At 63.3% G+C, this 15,189-nt stretch carries 14 protein-coding genes; 8 read left to right on the top strand and 6 right to left on the bottom strand.

Going from position 1 to position 15,189, the window contains the following annotated elements; translation table 11 throughout:
- Nucleotides 1–32 precede the first annotated feature (32 nt).
- The 6 genes from EWH12_RS10330 to EWH12_RS10305 all read right to left on the bottom strand — a co-directional run bounded on the left by EWH12_RS10330 (nucleotide 33) and on the right by EWH12_RS10305 (nucleotide 6,310).
- Nucleotides 33–647, bottom strand: a complete 615-nt coding sequence (locus tag EWH12_RS10330) for a superoxide dismutase (RefSeq protein ID WP_129926508.1) — start codon at nucleotides 645–647, stop codon at nucleotides 33–35.
- Between the two features lie 168 nt (nucleotides 648–815).
- Nucleotides 816–1,478, bottom strand: a complete 663-nt coding sequence (gene ispZ / locus EWH12_RS10325; protein WP_129926507.1) for a septation protein IspZ — start codon at nucleotides 1,476–1,478, stop codon at nucleotides 816–818.
- On the bottom strand, nucleotides 1,468–2,406 hold the full coding sequence (gene ftsY, locus EWH12_RS10320) for a signal recognition particle-docking protein FtsY (RefSeq protein WP_066600500.1): 939 nt from the start codon (nucleotides 2,404–2,406) through the stop codon (nucleotides 1,468–1,470). Before ftsY ends, ispZ begins: the two co-directional genes overlap by 11 nt.
- On the bottom strand, nucleotides 2,403–3,662 hold the full coding sequence (mtaB, locus tag EWH12_RS10315; RefSeq protein ID WP_129926506.1) for a tRNA (N(6)-L-threonylcarbamoyladenosine(37)-C(2))-methylthiotransferase MtaB: 1,260 nt from the start codon (nucleotides 3,660–3,662) through the stop codon (nucleotides 2,403–2,405). The genes ftsY and mtaB overlap by 4 nt, the downstream gene beginning before the upstream one ends.
- A complete protein-coding gene (gene dapF / locus EWH12_RS10310) occupies nucleotides 3,662–4,462 on the bottom strand; it encodes a diaminopimelate epimerase (protein ID WP_129926505.1) in 801 nt (266 codons plus the stop codon). The genes mtaB and dapF overlap by 1 nt, the downstream gene beginning before the upstream one ends.
- A gap of 453 nt (nucleotides 4,463–4,915) precedes the next feature.
- Complete coding sequence (locus EWH12_RS10305) at nucleotides 4,916–6,310, bottom strand: amino acid permease (RefSeq protein ID WP_066600509.1); 1,395 nt, start codon at nucleotides 6,308–6,310, stop codon at nucleotides 4,916–4,918.
- Nucleotides 6,311–6,616: 306 nt separating this feature from the next.
- On the opposite strand from EWH12_RS10305, the gene ffh reads away from it, so the two are divergent.
- From ffh to EWH12_RS10265, 8 genes are all read left to right on the top strand, one after another.
- A complete protein-coding gene (gene ffh, locus EWH12_RS10300; RefSeq protein ID WP_129926504.1) occupies nucleotides 6,617–8,098 on the top strand; it encodes a signal recognition particle protein in 1,482 nt (493 codons plus the stop codon).
- A 42-nt stretch (nucleotides 8,099–8,140) separates the two neighbouring features.
- On the top strand, nucleotides 8,141–8,596 hold the full coding sequence (gene rpsP, locus EWH12_RS10295) for a 30S ribosomal protein S16 (protein ID WP_066600513.1): 456 nt from the start codon (nucleotides 8,141–8,143) through the stop codon (nucleotides 8,594–8,596).
- Between the two features lie 5 nt (nucleotides 8,597–8,601).
- Nucleotides 8,602–9,096, top strand: a complete 495-nt coding sequence (gene rimM, locus EWH12_RS10290) for a ribosome maturation factor RimM (protein ID WP_066600515.1) — start codon at nucleotides 8,602–8,604, stop codon at nucleotides 9,094–9,096.
- A 71-nt stretch (nucleotides 9,097–9,167) separates the two neighbouring features.
- Complete coding sequence (locus EWH12_RS10285; RefSeq protein WP_066600522.1) at nucleotides 9,168–10,664, top strand: serine hydrolase domain-containing protein; 1,497 nt, start codon at nucleotides 9,168–9,170, stop codon at nucleotides 10,662–10,664.
- A gap of 58 nt (nucleotides 10,665–10,722) precedes the next feature.
- The gene (locus tag EWH12_RS10280) at nucleotides 10,723–10,995 is read left to right on the top strand and encodes a hypothetical protein (protein WP_066600525.1); all 273 of its coding nucleotides are present in this window, start codon (nucleotides 10,723–10,725) and stop codon (nucleotides 10,993–10,995) included.
- Nucleotides 10,992–11,729, top strand: coding sequence for a tRNA (guanosine(37)-N1)-methyltransferase TrmD (gene trmD / locus EWH12_RS10275; protein WP_066600527.1), 738 nt, complete (start codon nucleotides 10,992–10,994; stop codon nucleotides 11,727–11,729). The genes EWH12_RS10280 and trmD overlap by 4 nt, the downstream gene beginning before the upstream one ends.
- Nucleotides 11,730–11,735: 6 nt before the next feature.
- The gene (gene rplS / locus EWH12_RS10270) at nucleotides 11,736–12,101 is read left to right on the top strand and encodes a 50S ribosomal protein L19 (RefSeq protein WP_056686454.1); all 366 of its coding nucleotides are present in this window, start codon (nucleotides 11,736–11,738) and stop codon (nucleotides 12,099–12,101) included.
- Between the two features lie 344 nt (nucleotides 12,102–12,445).
- Complete coding sequence (locus EWH12_RS10265; protein WP_066600530.1) at nucleotides 12,446–15,121, top strand: TonB-dependent receptor plug domain-containing protein; 2,676 nt, start codon at nucleotides 12,446–12,448, stop codon at nucleotides 15,119–15,121.
- Nucleotides 15,122–15,189 lie beyond the last annotated feature (68 nt).

The raw sequence follows: 15,189 nt of genomic DNA, 5'->3' as shown, positions 1-15,189 counted from the left end.
CCGGTCCATGCGATCGCCCCCCCTTTTTTCAATCAGCCTGGCTGGTCGGCGCGGTCGGCGCCTTCGCCGTCCAGGTTCAACGCTGCGAAGTCCCAGTTGATCGCTTCCTTGAGGATGCGATCGGCATAGCTGGGGCGCAGGTTGCGATAGTCGATATAATAGGCATGTTCCCACACATCGACGATCAGCAGCGGCGCATGGCCTTCATGGGCGACAGGGGTGTCGGCGTCATGATAGCTGGTCACTTCCAGTTTGCCGTCCTTGAGGACCAGTGCGGCCCAGCCGCTGGCGAAATGGCCGACGGCCTCCGCCTTCAGCTTTTCGATCAGCGCATCGACCGAGCCGAAGGCGTCTTCGATCTTGGCCAGCAGTTCGCCGGTCGGCGCGGTCTTGGTCGGCGAGAGCGACTGCCAGTAGAATGTGTGGTTCCAGATCTGGCCGACCTGGTTGAACAGGCCGCCCTTGGCCAACTTGATCAGTTCGACCAGCGACTTGCCCTGAAGGCTGGCGTCGGCGGCGACCAGTTCATTGGCCTTTACCACATAGGCGTTGTGATGCTTGCCATGGTGGAAATCGAAGGTTTCGACGGACAGGATGTCGCCAAAAGCATCCTTGGCATAGGGCAGGTCGGGCAGAACAAAAGCCATGGCGGAACTCCTCGGGTTCGTTATGGGGCGGCCGCACGCAGGTCGGAGCGGCCGATTGGTCATATGGTCCATGCGGGGCGTGGACGCCTCCGCCGCTTCCCATATGCTCCCCCAACGCCCAAGAAAACAGATATGTGCCTATTGCGAAACGATCGCAGAAATAAGCGCTTATCCCTGGGGCGGGGTGGTTTCGCCGACCTCGTCGCTGTCGAGGCTGTCGCCCAGCGTCAGGCCGTGGCGCATCAGCATCGGAATGTTGGCGGCGGCGAAGACGATCGACACGATGGTCACGCCCCAGACCTTGACCGCCAGCCAGCTGTCGAAGCTCATCGACCGCCGCATCAGCTCGTTCGCGATGGCCATGGCAACGAAGAAAAGCGCCCAGTTGCGCGACAGCTTCATCCAGCCGGTTTCGCTCAGGCCGTCATAGGCGGCCTGGAGCAGATATTTGAGTAGCGGCTTGCCACGTAACAGGCCTGCGAACAGCATCAGCGCGAAGAAGCTGTAGATGATCGTGGGCTTTAACTGGATGAAGCTCTGATCATGGAAATAGATGGTGAGGCCGCCGAAAAACAGGATCAGCAGCGCCGACAGCCACAGCATCGGCGACACCCGGCCCAGCTTCACTTTCGAGAGGATCACCGCAATCACGATCGCCGCCATGAAGGCGGCCGTGCCGAAGGTCATAGCGGTGATCGGATTACCCGCCCCCATGAGCCAGCCGGCGCCCTTATAGGTCAGGAAGAACACCAGCAGCGGCCCGAAATCGAGCGCCAGGCTAAGCGTGCCGCCATGGGCAGGCTTTGCGGCGGGCTTGGCGTCAGCGGGCATAGGCCGTCCCTGCAATGGCGCGCGCCATGTCGCCCGCATCGAAGGGGCGCAGATCCTCGATCTTTTCGCCAACGCCGATGGCGTGGATGGGTAGACGAAATTTCTCCGCCGCCGCGACCAGCACGCCGCCGCGCGCCGTGCCGTCGAGCTTGGTCATGACCAACCCCGTCACCTGCGCGGTTTCCTTGAAGACTTCGATCTGGTTCAACGCATTCTGTCCCGTGGTGGCATCCAGAACCAGCACAACGTCGTGCGGGGCGGCCGGGTTCAATCGGCCCAGCACGCGGCGCACCTTGGACAGTTCGTCCATCAATTCGGTCTTGTTCTGAAGGCGCCCGGCCGTGTCCACGATCAGCACGTCGATGCCGGTTTCCGTCGCCTGCTTGACCGCGTCGAATACGATGCCCGCCGCGTCGCCGCCTTCCTTGCCGGCGACGATGGGGATGCCCAGACGCTCGGCCCAGACCTTGAGCTGGCCGATGGCCGCCGCGCGGAAGGTATCGCCTGCGGCCAGCATCACGCCATAATCCTGCTCCAGGAAATTATTGGCGAGCTTGGCTATGGTGGTGGTCTTGCCTGATCCGTTGACGCCGATCACCAAGATGACCTGCGGCCGCGGGAAGGCTTCGATCTCCAACGGGCGGGCGACCGGGGCGAGCACCTTCTCGATCTCTTCCGCGATGATCGCGCGCAGATATTCCTCGGTCAGCTCCTTGTTGAAGCGCCCTTCGGACAGCCGTTCGCGCACGCGCGCGGCCATGGCGGGGCCAAGGTCTGAAACGATCAGGGCTTCTTCGATCTCGTCCAACGTCTGGTCGTCGAGCGCCGCCTTGGAGAAAAGGCCGGTGAGGTTGTCGCCAAGCCTGTCGGATGTGCGCTTCAGCCCGCCGAAGAGGCGGTCGCGCCAGCTGGTGCCGGTGTCTGTCATTGCTGCGCCTCTTGCGCGATCAGCGCGCCATTCTCAAGCGCCGTGATGGTAGCAGGGACGATGGAGGAGGAGGACTGTGCCGTCATGAAGCGGACTGGCGCGAAATTTTCGGCGTGGCCGCTTAACCCGCTGCGCTCGACCAGCACCGATTGGGTGGTGCCGATCAAGCTGCGCAGCCAGGCCTCGCGTCGCGCGGCGCATGCGTCACGCAGGCGGGCAGCGCGCGCCTTGATCGTCGCGCGATCGACCTGTGGCATCCGTGCGGCCGGCGTGCCGGCGCGCGGCGAATAGGGGAAAATATGGCCGTGCACGATGTCGCATTCATCGATGAGGGCCAAGCTGTTTTCGAACATCGCCTCCTCCTCGGTAGGGAAGCCTGCGATGATGTCCGCGCCAATGCTGATGTCGGGGCGGGCGGCGTTGAGCCGTTCCACGATGGCAATGGCGTCGGCGCGGCTATGACGACGCTTCATGCGCTTGAGGATCATGTCGTCGCCCGCCTGTAGCGAGAGATGCAGGTGCGGCATCATACGCGGGTCATGCGCGATGAGATCGAATAGCCGATCGTCTATTTCCACGCTGTCGATCGACGACAGGCGCAAGCGGGGGAGGTCGGGCACGCCCATCAGCAGGCGTTCGATCAACAGGCCGAGCGAGGGGCTGCCCGGCAGGTCGGAGCCATAGCTGGTGACATCCACGCCGGTCAGCACGATTTCGCTATAGCCGGCATCGACCAGTTGTTTCGCCTTGTCCACCACCGCGCCGGCGGGGACAGAGCGGCTGTTCCCCCGGCCATAGGGAATGATGCAGAAGGTGCAGCGATGATCGCAGCCATTCTGGACCTCCAGAAACGCGCGGGCATGGTCGGCAAAAGCGCTGGCCATATGCGGGGCGGTGTCGCGGACGGCCATGATGTCGGATACGCGGACCTTCTCGGTTATCGCGGCGAAGCTGCTCGCCTCCATCTTCTCCCGATTGCCGATCACGCCATCGACTTCGGCCATGGCGGCGAAGGTCTCCGGCTCGGTCTGGGCGGCGCAGCCGGTGACGAGGATGCGGGCGTCGGGCCGTTCGCGGCGGGCGCGGCGGATCGCCTGGCGGGTCTGGCGCACCGCTTCGGCCGTCACGGCGCAGCTATTGACCACGATCAGATCGTCCTGGCCGGCCGCCATGTCGCGAATCGCCTCGCTCTCCGCGATATTGAGGCGGCAGCCCATGGTGATGATGTCCGGCGCTTTGGTTGAGGCAGGGGGCATCAGAAGCGGCCCCAGTCAGCCTCACCGTCGAAGACATGGGTGGCGGGTCCGGTCATGCGGATCGTGCCGCCCGGCGCCCAGTCGATCACCAGATCGCCGCCCGGCAGACTGACCGTCACCGGCCCCGTCACCAGCTTGCGGCGGACGGCGGCGACGGCGGTGGCGCAGGCGCCCGTGCCGCAGGCGCGCGTCAGCCCCGCGCCGCGTTCCCATACCACCAGACGGAGATGATCGTCGCCCACGACCTGCGCGAAATTGACGTTCACGCGCGCCGGGAACAACGGATCATGCTCGATCAGCGGGCCGAGACGGTCGAAGTTCACACCGTCCAGATGGTCCACGAAGAAGATGACATGCGGGTTGCCGACATTGACCGCGGCGGGGGCGGGCAGCTCTTCCCAACTCGCGCTCATGGTCAGCGTGTCCATGGGATAGGCGAGCGGGATCGCGTCCCAGTCGAAACGGGGTGCGCCCATATCGACGCTGGCGCCGCCATCCACGCTCTTGGCGTCGAGCAGGCCGGCCTTGGTGCGGATCAGCACGTCGCGGCCGACGAACAGGGGCACGCAGCGGGTCGCGTTGCCGCAAGCTTCCACTTCGCTGCCGTCGGCGTTGAATATCTGCATCGACACGTCCGCGTCGGGGGCGTTGCCGATCAGGATCAATTGATCGCAGCCGATCCCGGCGTGACGATCGGCGACGGCGCGGGCGCGCGCTTCCGTCATCTCGACCGCGCCATCGCGCGCGTCGATCACAACGAAATCATTGCCCAGGCCGTGCATTTTGGAGAAGCGTCCCATGGGCGGGCATGTAGTGGGGGTGGAGGGAAAAGGCGAGTCCGTGGTTATTCTGCTACCTTGAATAATATGCTCAGGCCTCGCACTACTGAGATGGAATTGCCGTCCTTGTCCTTGGTGATCTCCCACAGGCATGGCTTTAGCTTGCTCACAGGCAACTTTGGCGAGTTTTATCTCTTTAGGATTGCTCGGACCTGGTCTCACGCGACCATCTGTCCTGCTGTATCCAATCTGGTGACAAGCCGAACAATTTTTCGCGCGTGCCGTCAGGCAATTTCTGGACTGTCAATTCCATGTCGGGCTGAGGTGGCGCGGGCTTTCTAATTCTGATTGATCCAGAGCGACCGGGTAAAATCCATGTCAAATGCCCGTCATAGACATTATAGCGTCGCTGACCGGCTTCATCGATTGCTGGCGTGAACGTCGAATGTGCAGGAATTATTTCGTTCGATCTCCCTACGCCGCGGTCGCCCGCTTCTGCCCGTACAGAAAATAGACGAGTAAACCGATCGCATTCCACACCAGACAGGCGAGGATCGTCTTCATCGGCAGGCTGACGAACAGATAGGCGCAGCCGCCGATCGCGCCCACGCCGACGAACCAGGCGGCCGGCGTGCGGAAGGGGCGGCGGAGGTCTGGGCTGCGGCGGCGCAGGACGAGCAGGCACCAGCCTACGGCGGTGAAGGCGATCAGCGTGCCGGCATTGGCCAGCGCGGCGATCTCGTCGATCGGCAGCAAACCGGCGATGACGGCGACCAGCGCGGCGGTGACGGCAGTGATGCGCGCGGGCGTACCGCGCTTGGAAATCTTCGCCAGGCTTTGCGGCAGGAATCCGTCGCGCGCCATCACCAGGAAGATGCGGCTCTGGCCGTAGAGGAAGCCCAGCAGTACGGTGGGCAGCGCGATGACCGCGGCGATGGCGACGATGCGGGCAATGCCGCCCTGGCCCATTTCGCGCAGGATCAGCGCCAGCGGTTCGGGACTGTCGGCAAAGCGGGTGAAGGGCAGGGCGCCGATCGCGGCGGCGGCCACCAGAACATAGATGAGGGTGCAGATGATGAGCGATCCGACGATGCCGATGGCGAGATCACGGTCCGGGTTCTTGGCTTCCTCCGCTGCGGTCGAAATCGCGTCGAAACCGTAGAAGGCGAAGAAGATAATCGCGGCCGCCGCCATCACCCCGCGTTCGACCCCGTCCGGCCCCATATGCTTGGCGAAGCCGAAGGGCATGAATGGTTCCAGATTTTGGGCGTCGAAGGCGGGCAGGGCATAAGCGACGAACAGGCTGAGCGTCACGATCTTGATGAGTACGAGAATGGTGTTGAGGCGCGCGCTTTCGCGCGTGCCGAGCATCAGCAGTCCGGCGACCACGGCGATGATGAAGATGGCGGGCAGGTTGATAAGGCCGCCCAGTTCCGGTCCCTGCGTCAACATCTTCGGGAAGCCGATCGCAGTGAGCAAAGGCGCGGCATAGCCCGACCAGCCCACCGCCACGGTGGACACGACCAGGCTATATTCCAGGATCAGGCTCCACCCCACGACCCAGGCGATGCCTTCGCCCAGCGCGACATAGCTATAGCTGTAGGCGCTGCCCGCCGCGGGCATCATGGTCGACAATTCGGCATAAGCGAGCGCGGCGCAGGCGCAGATCGCGCCCGCTATGGCGAAGGAGAGCAGGACGGCCGGTCCGGCGCGGTCCGCGCCAACGCCGATCAGAGTCAGGATGCCGGTGCCCACGATCGCGCCGACGCCCAGCGCCAGCAGATGCGGCCAGGACAGGGTGCGCGCCAGTTGATGGCCCGCATCCTTGGGTGTCATCGCCTCCATGGGCTTGCGGCGTGTCCAGCTCATGATCCTAGGCTCCCCGATATTCAACTTGGGCTGTTGTGCTGGCGTAAAGCAGCGCATTGTGCAAGCTGTGGCCAAATTTGCATCCGGCTGCCGTCCGCGTGCCTCGCCCCGGATCGCTTGCATCATGGACGCCCTTGCGCTAAGGGCGCCGTGCAATCGGGCGGTCTGCCGTCCGGTCCCTGACAAATCCAGGACGCCCATATGGGGCATCGGATGGACGCTGGTTGGCGAGGTTTCGCCCACCGGCGATTTTGTCGTTTGGCAGGGATGCGGGATTTTCCGGGCCTTTGTGGCCCAAATGAGGTGATGATGTTCGATTCGCTAAGCGATCGTCTGAGTGGGGTATTCGACAAACTGCGTGGGCGCGGCGCGCTGACGGAGGACGATGTCCGCGCCGCGATGCGTGAAGTGCGAATCGCGCTGCTGGAGGCCGACGTCGCGTTGCCGGTCGTGCGCCAGTTCGTCGATCAGGCCACCGAACGGGCGGTCGGCAGCGACGTGCTGCGGTCGGTCACGCCGGGGCAGATGGTCGTCAAGATCGTCTCCGACACGCTGACCGAAACGCTGGGTTCCGAAGCGTCCGACCTGCTGATCGACGTGACCCCGCCCGCCGTCATTATGATGGTCGGCTTGCAGGGGTCGGGCAAGACAACCACGACTGCCAAGATCGCCAAGCGCCTGAAGGAAAAAGAGCGCAAGAAGGTACTGATGGCGTCGCTCGACGTCCAGCGTCCGGCCGCGCAGGAACAGTTGGCCGTGCTGGGCACGCAGATCGACGTCGCCACGCTGCCGATCGTGGCGGGCCAGCAGCCGGTGGATATCGCCAAGCGCGCGCTCCAGTCGGCGAAGCTGCAGGGCTTCGACGTGGTGATGCTCGACACCGCCGGTCGGCTGCATGTCGACCAGGCGTTGATGGACGAGATGAAGGCGGTCGCCGACGCCTCCAACCCCGCTGAAATCCTGCTGGTGGTCGATTCGCTGACCGGCCAGGATGCGGTCAATGTCGCGACGAACTTCTCAAGCCAGGTGCCGCTGACCGGCGTGGTGCTGACCCGCATGGACGGCGATGCGCGTGGTGGTGCGGCACTGTCGATGCGGGCCGTCACCGGCCGCCCGATCAAGTTCGCCGGCACCGGCGAAAAGCTCGATGCGCTGGAGCTGTTCCATCCGCAGCGTGTCGCGCAGCGCATATTGGGCATGGGCGACGTCGTCAGCCTGGTCGAGCGCGCCGCCGAGACGATCGATGCGGAGGAAGCCGACAAGCTGGCCAAGAAAATGGCCAAGGGTCAGTTCGACATGAACGACCTGCGCAGCCAGTTGAACCAGATGCGCCGCATGGGCGGTCTGGGCGCGCTGGCGGGCATGTTGCCGGGCTTGAAAAAGGCCCAGGCGGCGATGGCCAATAGCGGCGCGAACGACAAGACGCTGGTGCATCTGGACGCCATGATCGGCTCCATGACGCCCAAGGAGCGGGAGAAGCCCGCCCTGATCAACGCCAAGCGCAAGATTCGGATCGCCAAGGGCGCGGGCCGCACCGTGCAGGACGTCAACCGTCTCCTGAAAATGCATCAGGAAATGGAAGGCGCGATGAAGAAGATCCGCAAGATGGGCGGCCTGAAAGGGCTGGCCAAGATGTTCACCGGCGGCGGTGGCATGGGCGGATTGGGCGGCCTTGGCGGCCCGGACGGCGGCGCAGGCGGGGGTGGACCCGATCTGTCGGGCCTGGGCGGATTGGGCGGCAACATGCCCAAGCTTCCACCCGGTTTTCAAAATTTCATGAAGAAGTAAGCAATTCCCACATTTTTGGTTTGAGTAGAAAGGTCAAATTCCATGGCAACCTCCATTCGTTTGTCGCGCGGCGGCTCCAAGAAGCGTCCCTATTATCGCATCGTCGTGGCCGACAGCCGCGCCCCGCGTGACGGCAAGTTCATTGAGCGCATCGGCAGCTACAATCCCGTCCTGCCCAAGGGCGACGAGAAGCGCGTCGTTCTGGACGTCGAGCGTGCGAAGCATTGGGTTGCCGCCGGCGCCCAGGCGACCGACCGCGTCGCCCGCTTCCTGGACGCCGCCGGCGTGAAGGAGCGCATCGTGCGCAACAACCCCAAGAAGGCGGAGCCGGGCCAGAAGGCCAAGGATCGCGCTGAAGACCGCGCCACCAAGGCCGCCGAAGCGGCTGAAGCCGCCGAAGCCGCCAAGGCGGCCGCTGCCGAGGCCGCCGCTGCTCCGGCTCCGGCTGCTGAAGAAGCGCCGGCTGCAGAAGTCGCTGCCGAACAGGCCGAAGGCTGAGCCTCTTGACCGACAAGCCCGTCACTCTCGCCGCGATCATCGGTGCGCATGGAGTGGCGGGCGATGTCCGTCTGAAGCTCTTTGGCGAAGGGGCCGAAAGCCTCAAAAGCTACAAAAGCTTCAATGCGGCCGGGCGCATATTGACGTTGAAGTCGGTTCGCCCCGGTCCCAATGGCGCGGTCGCCCGTTTCGCCGAGATCGGGACACGCGGTGAAGCCGAAGCCTTGCGCGGCACGGCGCTGACCGTGCCCCGTTCCGCCCTGCCGCCGCTGGGCGAGGGCGAATATTATCATGCCGACATTATCGGCCTGTCCTGCCTGTCTAGTGCGGGCGAGGCGCTGGGCGAGATCATTGCGATCGAGAATTTCGGCGCGGGCGACATCATCGAGGTCGAACGGCCATCGGTGGAAGGCAAGAAGGGCAAGCGTTTCATGGCGCCGATGCATGCGGTGACGCTGGAGGCGGACCGCGCCATCATTGACGCGATCTTCGTCGAATAAGGGGTAAATGTCCCTTGCGGCCATGATGCAGCGTGGCATGGTTGATCCTCCGTTGCTGGAGGGATGTTTCGATGCGCCTTGCCGCCTGCCTGCTGTTGATGATTGCTGCCGTGTGTCCGGTCCACGCCGCCGACGCGCAGAAGATCGCGCAGGCGATCCCCGCAATTGATCGCCTGTTCGCCGATTTCCAAGTGGATAGCCACGCGCCCGGATTGGTGTACGGCATCGTCGCCGACGGGCGACTGGTCCATGTGAAGGGGTTGGGCGTACAGGATCTGGTCCATAAGCGGCCGGCGACGCCGGACAGCCTGTTCCGCATCGCGTCGATGACCAAGGCCTTCACCGCGCTGTCGATCCTGAAGCTGCGGGAAGAGGGCAAGCTCTCGCTCGATGATCTGGCCGAAACCTATGTGCCGGAGATGCGCGCCTGGACCTATCCGACCAAGGATAGTCCGCGCATCCGCATCCGCGACCTGCTGACCCATAGCGCGGGCCTGGTCGACGACAATCCCTGGGGCGACCGCCAGACGCCGCTGCCGGAAGCGGACTTCACCCGGATGCTGCAACAGGGGGTGCCGTTCAGCAGCGCGCCGGGCAGCCATTATGAATATAGCAATTTCGGCTTCGCGCTGCTGGGCCGGATCATCGCCACTGTCTCCGGTCAGCCCTATCGCCGCTATGTCGAACAGACGTTGCTGATGCCGCTGGGGATGGCGTCGAGCGGCTATGCGGTGGACGAATGGCCGCTTGATCGGCGCGCGATCGGCTATCGCTGGGAAGAAGGGCGATGGAAGGCGGAGCCGACGATGCGCGACGGCGCATTCGGCGCGATGGGCGGGCTACAGACCAGCGCCAATGATTATGCGCGCTGGGTCGCCTTCCTGCTGTCCGCCTGGCCCGCGCGGGACGATCCCGATGCCGGACCGGCGCCGCGATCGGCGGTGCGGATGCTGGCGGAGGGGAGTAATTTCGTTAGCCTCGCCCCGCGATATGGCGCCAGTGGCCCGTCCGCCTGTCGTCAGGCGGCTGCCTATGGTTTTGGTATGCGGGTGGCGCAGGATTGCGACCTGGGCCTGACGCTGGCCCATGGCGGCGGCTATCCCGGCTATGGCAGCCATGTGATGCTGATGCCCGACCATGGCGTTGGCATCTTCGTCTTCACCAACCGCACCTATAATGGCGGCGCTGGCCCCGCCTGGGACGCGGCCATGGCGTTGCAGAAGGCCGGCGTGCTGGTCGAGCGGACGCAGGCGGTGTCGCCCCTGCTGGCGGATGGCTATGCCGCGACCGGGCGCATCTATGCCGCTGGCGGCGTGCAGGGCGCGCAGGATCGGCTGGCGATGAACTTCCTGATGGACAGCGACATGGACAGTTGGCGCAAGAAGCTTGCCGCGTTGAAAAGCGAGGTCGGGGCGTGCCGCACCGACGCGCCGATCAAGGCCGGCGGCAATCTGTCGGGCAGCTTTACCTGGACCTGCGAAAAGGGGCGCGTGGCGGGGTCTATCCTGCTCGCGCCGACGCAGGGTGCGCAGATTCAGGAACTCAAACTGTCCGTAAAGACCCCCTGAGCGACAGGCAGGCGAGGCGAAACTGGACGAGGCGGCGCGCTTATCCTAAGCGCGGGCCATGGCGCAAATACTCACCGCTCTTTATCTTCTGGCAATGCTGGCCGCCGGTTGGCGCCTGTTCGGCGTCGACTGGTCGCGCGGCGTGAAGGTCGTCAGCGCGGTCGCGCTGGTATGCCCGATCCCTCTGCTGGTCCTGATCCCTGGTGTGCTGCACCCCGAACGACCCTTTGCAGGGCTGCTCCAGAGCATCGGTGTCGCGCTGTTGATCTGTGGCCTGTTGTGTATGGGCGGAGGAGCGTCCGCGGCCTGGTTGCGGTCGCGCCGGAAATGAGCTTCGCTGCGCAGATATTGACCCTCTATCCAGAGATGTTTCCGGGGCCGCTGGGCGTTTCGCTGGCGGGGCGAGCGCTGAGCGAGGGGAAGTGGGCGTGCGACCCGATTCACATCCGCGATTTCGCCGCCGACCGGCATCGCACCGTTGACGATACGCCCGCGGGCGGCGGCGCGGGCATGGTGCTGCGTGCGGACATCATGGCCAAGGCGGTGGATCACGCGCTGGAGAAGCGGCCCGACCTGCCCGTGTTGGCGATGACGCCGCGCGGCGCGCCCATCACCCAGGCGCGCGTGCGCAGCCTGGCGGAAGGGCCAGGCGTGACCCTGGTCTGCGGCCGGTTCGAGGGGTTTGACGAGCGTATCTTCGACGCCCGGCCGATCGAGCAGGTCAGCATGGGAGACATCATCCTGTCGGGCGGGGAAATGGCGGCTTTGCTGCTGCTCGATGCTTGTGTTCGGCTGCTTCCCGGTGTAATGGGCGCGGCTTCCAGCGGAGTCGAGGAATCCTTTGAAACGGGATTGCTCGAATATCCGCATTATACCCGCCCGGTAGAATGGGAGGGGCGCGCGATCCCGCAAGTGTTGCGATCGGGGGATCATGCGAAGATCGCCGCCTGGCGGAAACAACAGGCGGAGGATGATACACGGCTAAGGCGGCCGGACCTTTGGGAACGTCACATCGGCGTTCGGGTCCAGTCGCCCTCTGGTGCGCAACGAACGACCAAGGACTGAGTTGACATGAACATCATCCAGCAGATCGAGGCGGAAAACATCGCCGCCCTCGGCAAGGACATCCCCGAATTCCGCCCTGGCGACACGCTGCGCGTCGGCGTGAAGGTCATTGAAGGCGAGCGTAGCCGCGTTCAGAACTATGAAGGCGTGTGCATCGCCCGTTCGAACAAGGGCATGGGTTCGAACTTCACCGTGCGCAAGATTTCGTTCGGCGAAGGCGTGGAGCGCGTGTTCCCGCTCTATTCGCCCAACCTCGATTCGATCACCGTCGTCCGCCGTGGCGTCGTGCGTCGTGCGAAGCTTTACTATCTGCGTGGCCGTACCGGCAAGCGCGCTCGCATCGCCGAGCGCCGCGACAACCGCGAAGGCTGATGACGGCAAGATTGAGCGTCTAACAACGCTTCTTGACAGTTGTAAAAAAGATACAGGCGGCGACCCCCAAGGTCGCCGCCTTTTTCGTTATGTTACAAGGATTTGACAAAATTTGACGATCGTCCGGCTTTGTCCCGTGCGAAAGATTTTGCGCTGCGGCAAAAAGGGCCATTTTGTTGATGGTGGATTTATGTCAGCCTTCCGTTTCCAATTGTTACGGATTGTAGTTGCACTGAAACTTTCAGTTTCGGTCGGGGAATTTTGCAACTTCATGACGTTGAAAATAAAATAAGGTGGGGGATGTCGAAAAGGCCTCTGTAAAAGAGAAATAGGGGGCTTTTTTGATGAAGTATAAGGGTCTGATTTCACGCAGCGCAATTGCTGTTTCTCTCTGTTCTTCCATGCCTGTTCTTGCGCAGGATGCGCCGCCGCAGACTGCCGCCGCCGAACCGGGCCAGACCATCATCGTGACCGGCACCCGCCGCACCGATCGCACCGTGGCGGAATCGCCCACGCCGATCGATGTCTATTCCGGCGTTGAACTGCAAAAGCAGGGCACGGCCGACATGAACCAGGTGATCCAGAACCTCGTTCCCTCCTTCTCGGTCGCGCGCTACGCCATTGGCGATGGCTCGTCCTTTGTGCGTCCGCCCAACCTGCGCGGCCTGGCGCCCGACCAGACGCTGGTGATGATCAACGGCAAGCGTATGCACCGTTCCGCGCTGGTCCAGATCGGCGCCAACGCCCAGTCCGCCGGCGCCCATTCCGCCGATTTGGCGCAGGTGCCCGCCATTGCGGTCCGCGCGGTCGAAGTGCTGCGCGACGGCGCATCGGCGCAATACGGATCGGACGCCATCGCCGGGGTCATCAACATGACCCTGCGCGACGATACGGACGGCATTTCGGGCTATGCCCGCTACGGCCAATTTTATCGCGGCGATGGCGAGGATTATCAGCTCGCCTTGAACGGCGGGTTCAAGCTGGGCGACAGCGGCTTCATCAACATCAGCGGCGAATATGTGAATGCGGCCAAGACCAGCCGCGGTGTCACGCGCGCCGGCGCGCATCTACTGGCGCAGGAGCAGCCCACCATTGGCGTGCCGGCCCTGGCGCAGCGCTACGGCAATCCGGCGATGGAATCCTACCGCTTCTTCGTCAATGGCGGGTTTGACCTGGGCGATGACAGCAGCGTCTATTTCTTCGGCAATTATGGTCACAGCTTCCAGGAAGAAAGCTTCAACTATCGCCAGTCGGTCAATACGTCCGGCGTCGATATCGAAGGCAACAGCTTCGGCAAGAACGGCATCTTCAACGATTACTTCACGGACTTCGACAACACGCTGCCGGGCATCCAGACTGGCGCTGCGGGCGGGAATGTCTATGCGCCCAACGATTATGAAGTCACGACGCGCGACTATACCCAGGTCGCGACCTGTTCCGACCCGCTGGTCCAGAATTGGAGCTGCGTCTATCCTGGCGGCTTCACGCCGATCTTCTTTGGCAAGATCGACGATATTTCAGGCACCGTCGGCTATAAGGGCAAATTAGGCTTCGGCCTGAACTATGACATTTCTGGCAGCTATGGCCAGTCGACGCTGCGCTACACGATGAACGGCACGATGAACCCGTCGCTGGGCATCACGTCGCCGAACGAATTCTACCTGGGCAAGCTGGAGCAGCGCGAAACGCTGATCAATGCGGACTTCAGCTATCCCTGGGAAGTCGGCTTCGCCAGCCCCGTCACCATCGCCTTTGGCGGCCAATATTTCCGCGAATCCTATGAATTAGGTCTGGGCGACGCGGCCTCCTACGCGATCGGGCAATATACCGGGAACCTTGTCTTCCATCAGGACGGCACGCCGGTATTGAACGCCGACGGATCGCAACTGTCGGTCACGCTGCCGGTCGGCGCCAATGGCTTCCCCGGTTACGGCCCGGCCATCGCCGGCGAAAGCAGCCGCAATTCCAAGGGGCTGTATATCGACATCGAAGGGGACGTCACCGAACAACTCTCCTTCGGCATCGCTGGCCGCTATGAGCATCTGTCCGACTTCGGCAATTCGACCACCGGCAAATTTTCGGCCCGTTACGCGGTCGTTCCCGATATCGTCGCCCTGCGTGGCACGGTGGCGACGGGCTTCCGCGCGCCGACGCCGGGCCAGGTCAACAGCAGCAGTATCGCGACCGGCTTCAATCCCGGCAATCCCAACGCGATCGAATCGATGACGCTGCCGGTCACCAGCCCGGTCGCGGCCTTCCTGGGCGCAACGCCGCTCAAGCCCGAAGAGTCGGTCAGCTTCTCGCTCGGCAGCGTGTTCACGCCTGCGCCGGGCTTCACGCTCTCGATCGACTATTACAACATCAAGGTGAAGGACCGGATCGGCACATCCGGCACGTTCGAAATCACCAATGACCAGCGGCCCACACTCCAGTCGCTGGGGTTGGCCAACTATGCGACCGTCAACGAAGTGCAGTTCCTGACCAACGCCTTCGATACCCGCACCCAGGGTGTGGACGTCGTCGGCAGCTATCGCTTTGCGACGGACACCATGGGCAGTTTCAGCACCACGCTGGCGTTCAACTATAACAAGACCAAGGTCATCGCACGCGATCCCGACATCGTATCCGATGTTCGCGTCGCCCAGCTGGAAAAGACCCTGCCCAAGACCCGCGTCATCCTGACCGAGAATTGGAACAGCGGTCCCTTCTCCGTGCTGGCGCGCATGAACTGGTATGGCAAATATACCCAGACGGATGACGGCCCGGTGTCGCAGACGTTCGGCAGCGAGTTCGTGTTCGACTTCGAGAGCAGCTATGAAGTGAACGACAATTTCACCCTGAGCGTGGGTGTGCAGAACCTCTTCAGCAACTATCCCGACAAATATTCCAACACCAAAGGGACGTTGGGTCCGGTCTATGGTTCGACCGGCGGCCGATTCACCGGCGACATCTATCCCGACGTGTCGCCCTTCGGCTTCAACGGCGGCTTCTGGTACGGGAAGGTCGGTTTCAAATTCTGATCCCTGCATAACAGCGACGATTGACGGTCGGTCCCTTGCAGGATCGGCCGTTTTCGTTGCAGGACATA

The sequence above is a fragment of the Sphingobium cupriresistens genome, assembly GCF_004152865.1.
Lineage (GTDB): Bacteria > Pseudomonadota > Alphaproteobacteria > Sphingomonadales > Sphingomonadaceae > Sphingobium > Sphingobium cupriresistens.
Note: the sequence above shows the minus strand (reverse complement) of the source record. Positions and strands in the feature narration are given on the sequence as shown.

Excerpts from the sequence above, each read along its gene's own strand:
- EWH12_RS10330 (WP_129926508.1), bottom strand. The coding sequence starts at position 647 with ATGGCTTTTGTTCTGCCCGACCTGCCCTATGCCAAGGATGCTTTTGGC.
- ispZ (WP_129926507.1), bottom strand. The coding sequence starts at position 1,478 with ATGCCCGCTGACGCCAAGCCCGCCGCAAAGCCTGCCCATGGCGGCACG.
- ftsY (WP_066600500.1), bottom strand. The coding sequence starts at position 2,406 with ATGACAGACACCGGCACCAGCTGGCGCGACCGCCTCTTCGGCGGGCTG.
- mtaB (WP_129926506.1), bottom strand. The coding sequence starts at position 3,662 with ATGCCCCCTGCCTCAACCAAAGCGCCGGACATCATCACCATGGGCTGC.
- dapF (WP_129926505.1), bottom strand. The coding sequence starts at position 4,462 with ATGGGACGCTTCTCCAAAATGCACGGCCTGGGCAATGATTTCGTTGTG.
- EWH12_RS10305 (WP_066600509.1), bottom strand. The coding sequence starts at position 6,310 with ATGAGCTGGACACGCCGCAAGCCCATGGAGGCGATGACACCCAAGGAT.
- ffh (WP_129926504.1), top strand. The coding sequence starts at position 6,617 with ATGATGTTCGATTCGCTAAGCGATCGTCTGAGTGGGGTATTCGACAAA.
- rpsP (WP_066600513.1), top strand. The coding sequence starts at position 8,141 with ATGGCAACCTCCATTCGTTTGTCGCGCGGCGGCTCCAAGAAGCGTCCC.
- EWH12_RS10285 (WP_066600522.1), top strand. The coding sequence starts at position 9,168 with ATGCGCCTTGCCGCCTGCCTGCTGTTGATGATTGCTGCCGTGTGTCCG.
- EWH12_RS10280 (WP_066600525.1), top strand. The coding sequence starts at position 10,723 with ATGGCGCAAATACTCACCGCTCTTTATCTTCTGGCAATGCTGGCCGCC.
- trmD (WP_066600527.1), top strand. The coding sequence starts at position 10,992 with ATGAGCTTCGCTGCGCAGATATTGACCCTCTATCCAGAGATGTTTCCG.
- rplS (WP_056686454.1), top strand. The coding sequence starts at position 11,736 with ATGAACATCATCCAGCAGATCGAGGCGGAAAACATCGCCGCCCTCGGC.
- EWH12_RS10265 (WP_066600530.1), top strand. The coding sequence starts at position 12,446 with ATGAAGTATAAGGGTCTGATTTCACGCAGCGCAATTGCTGTTTCTCTC.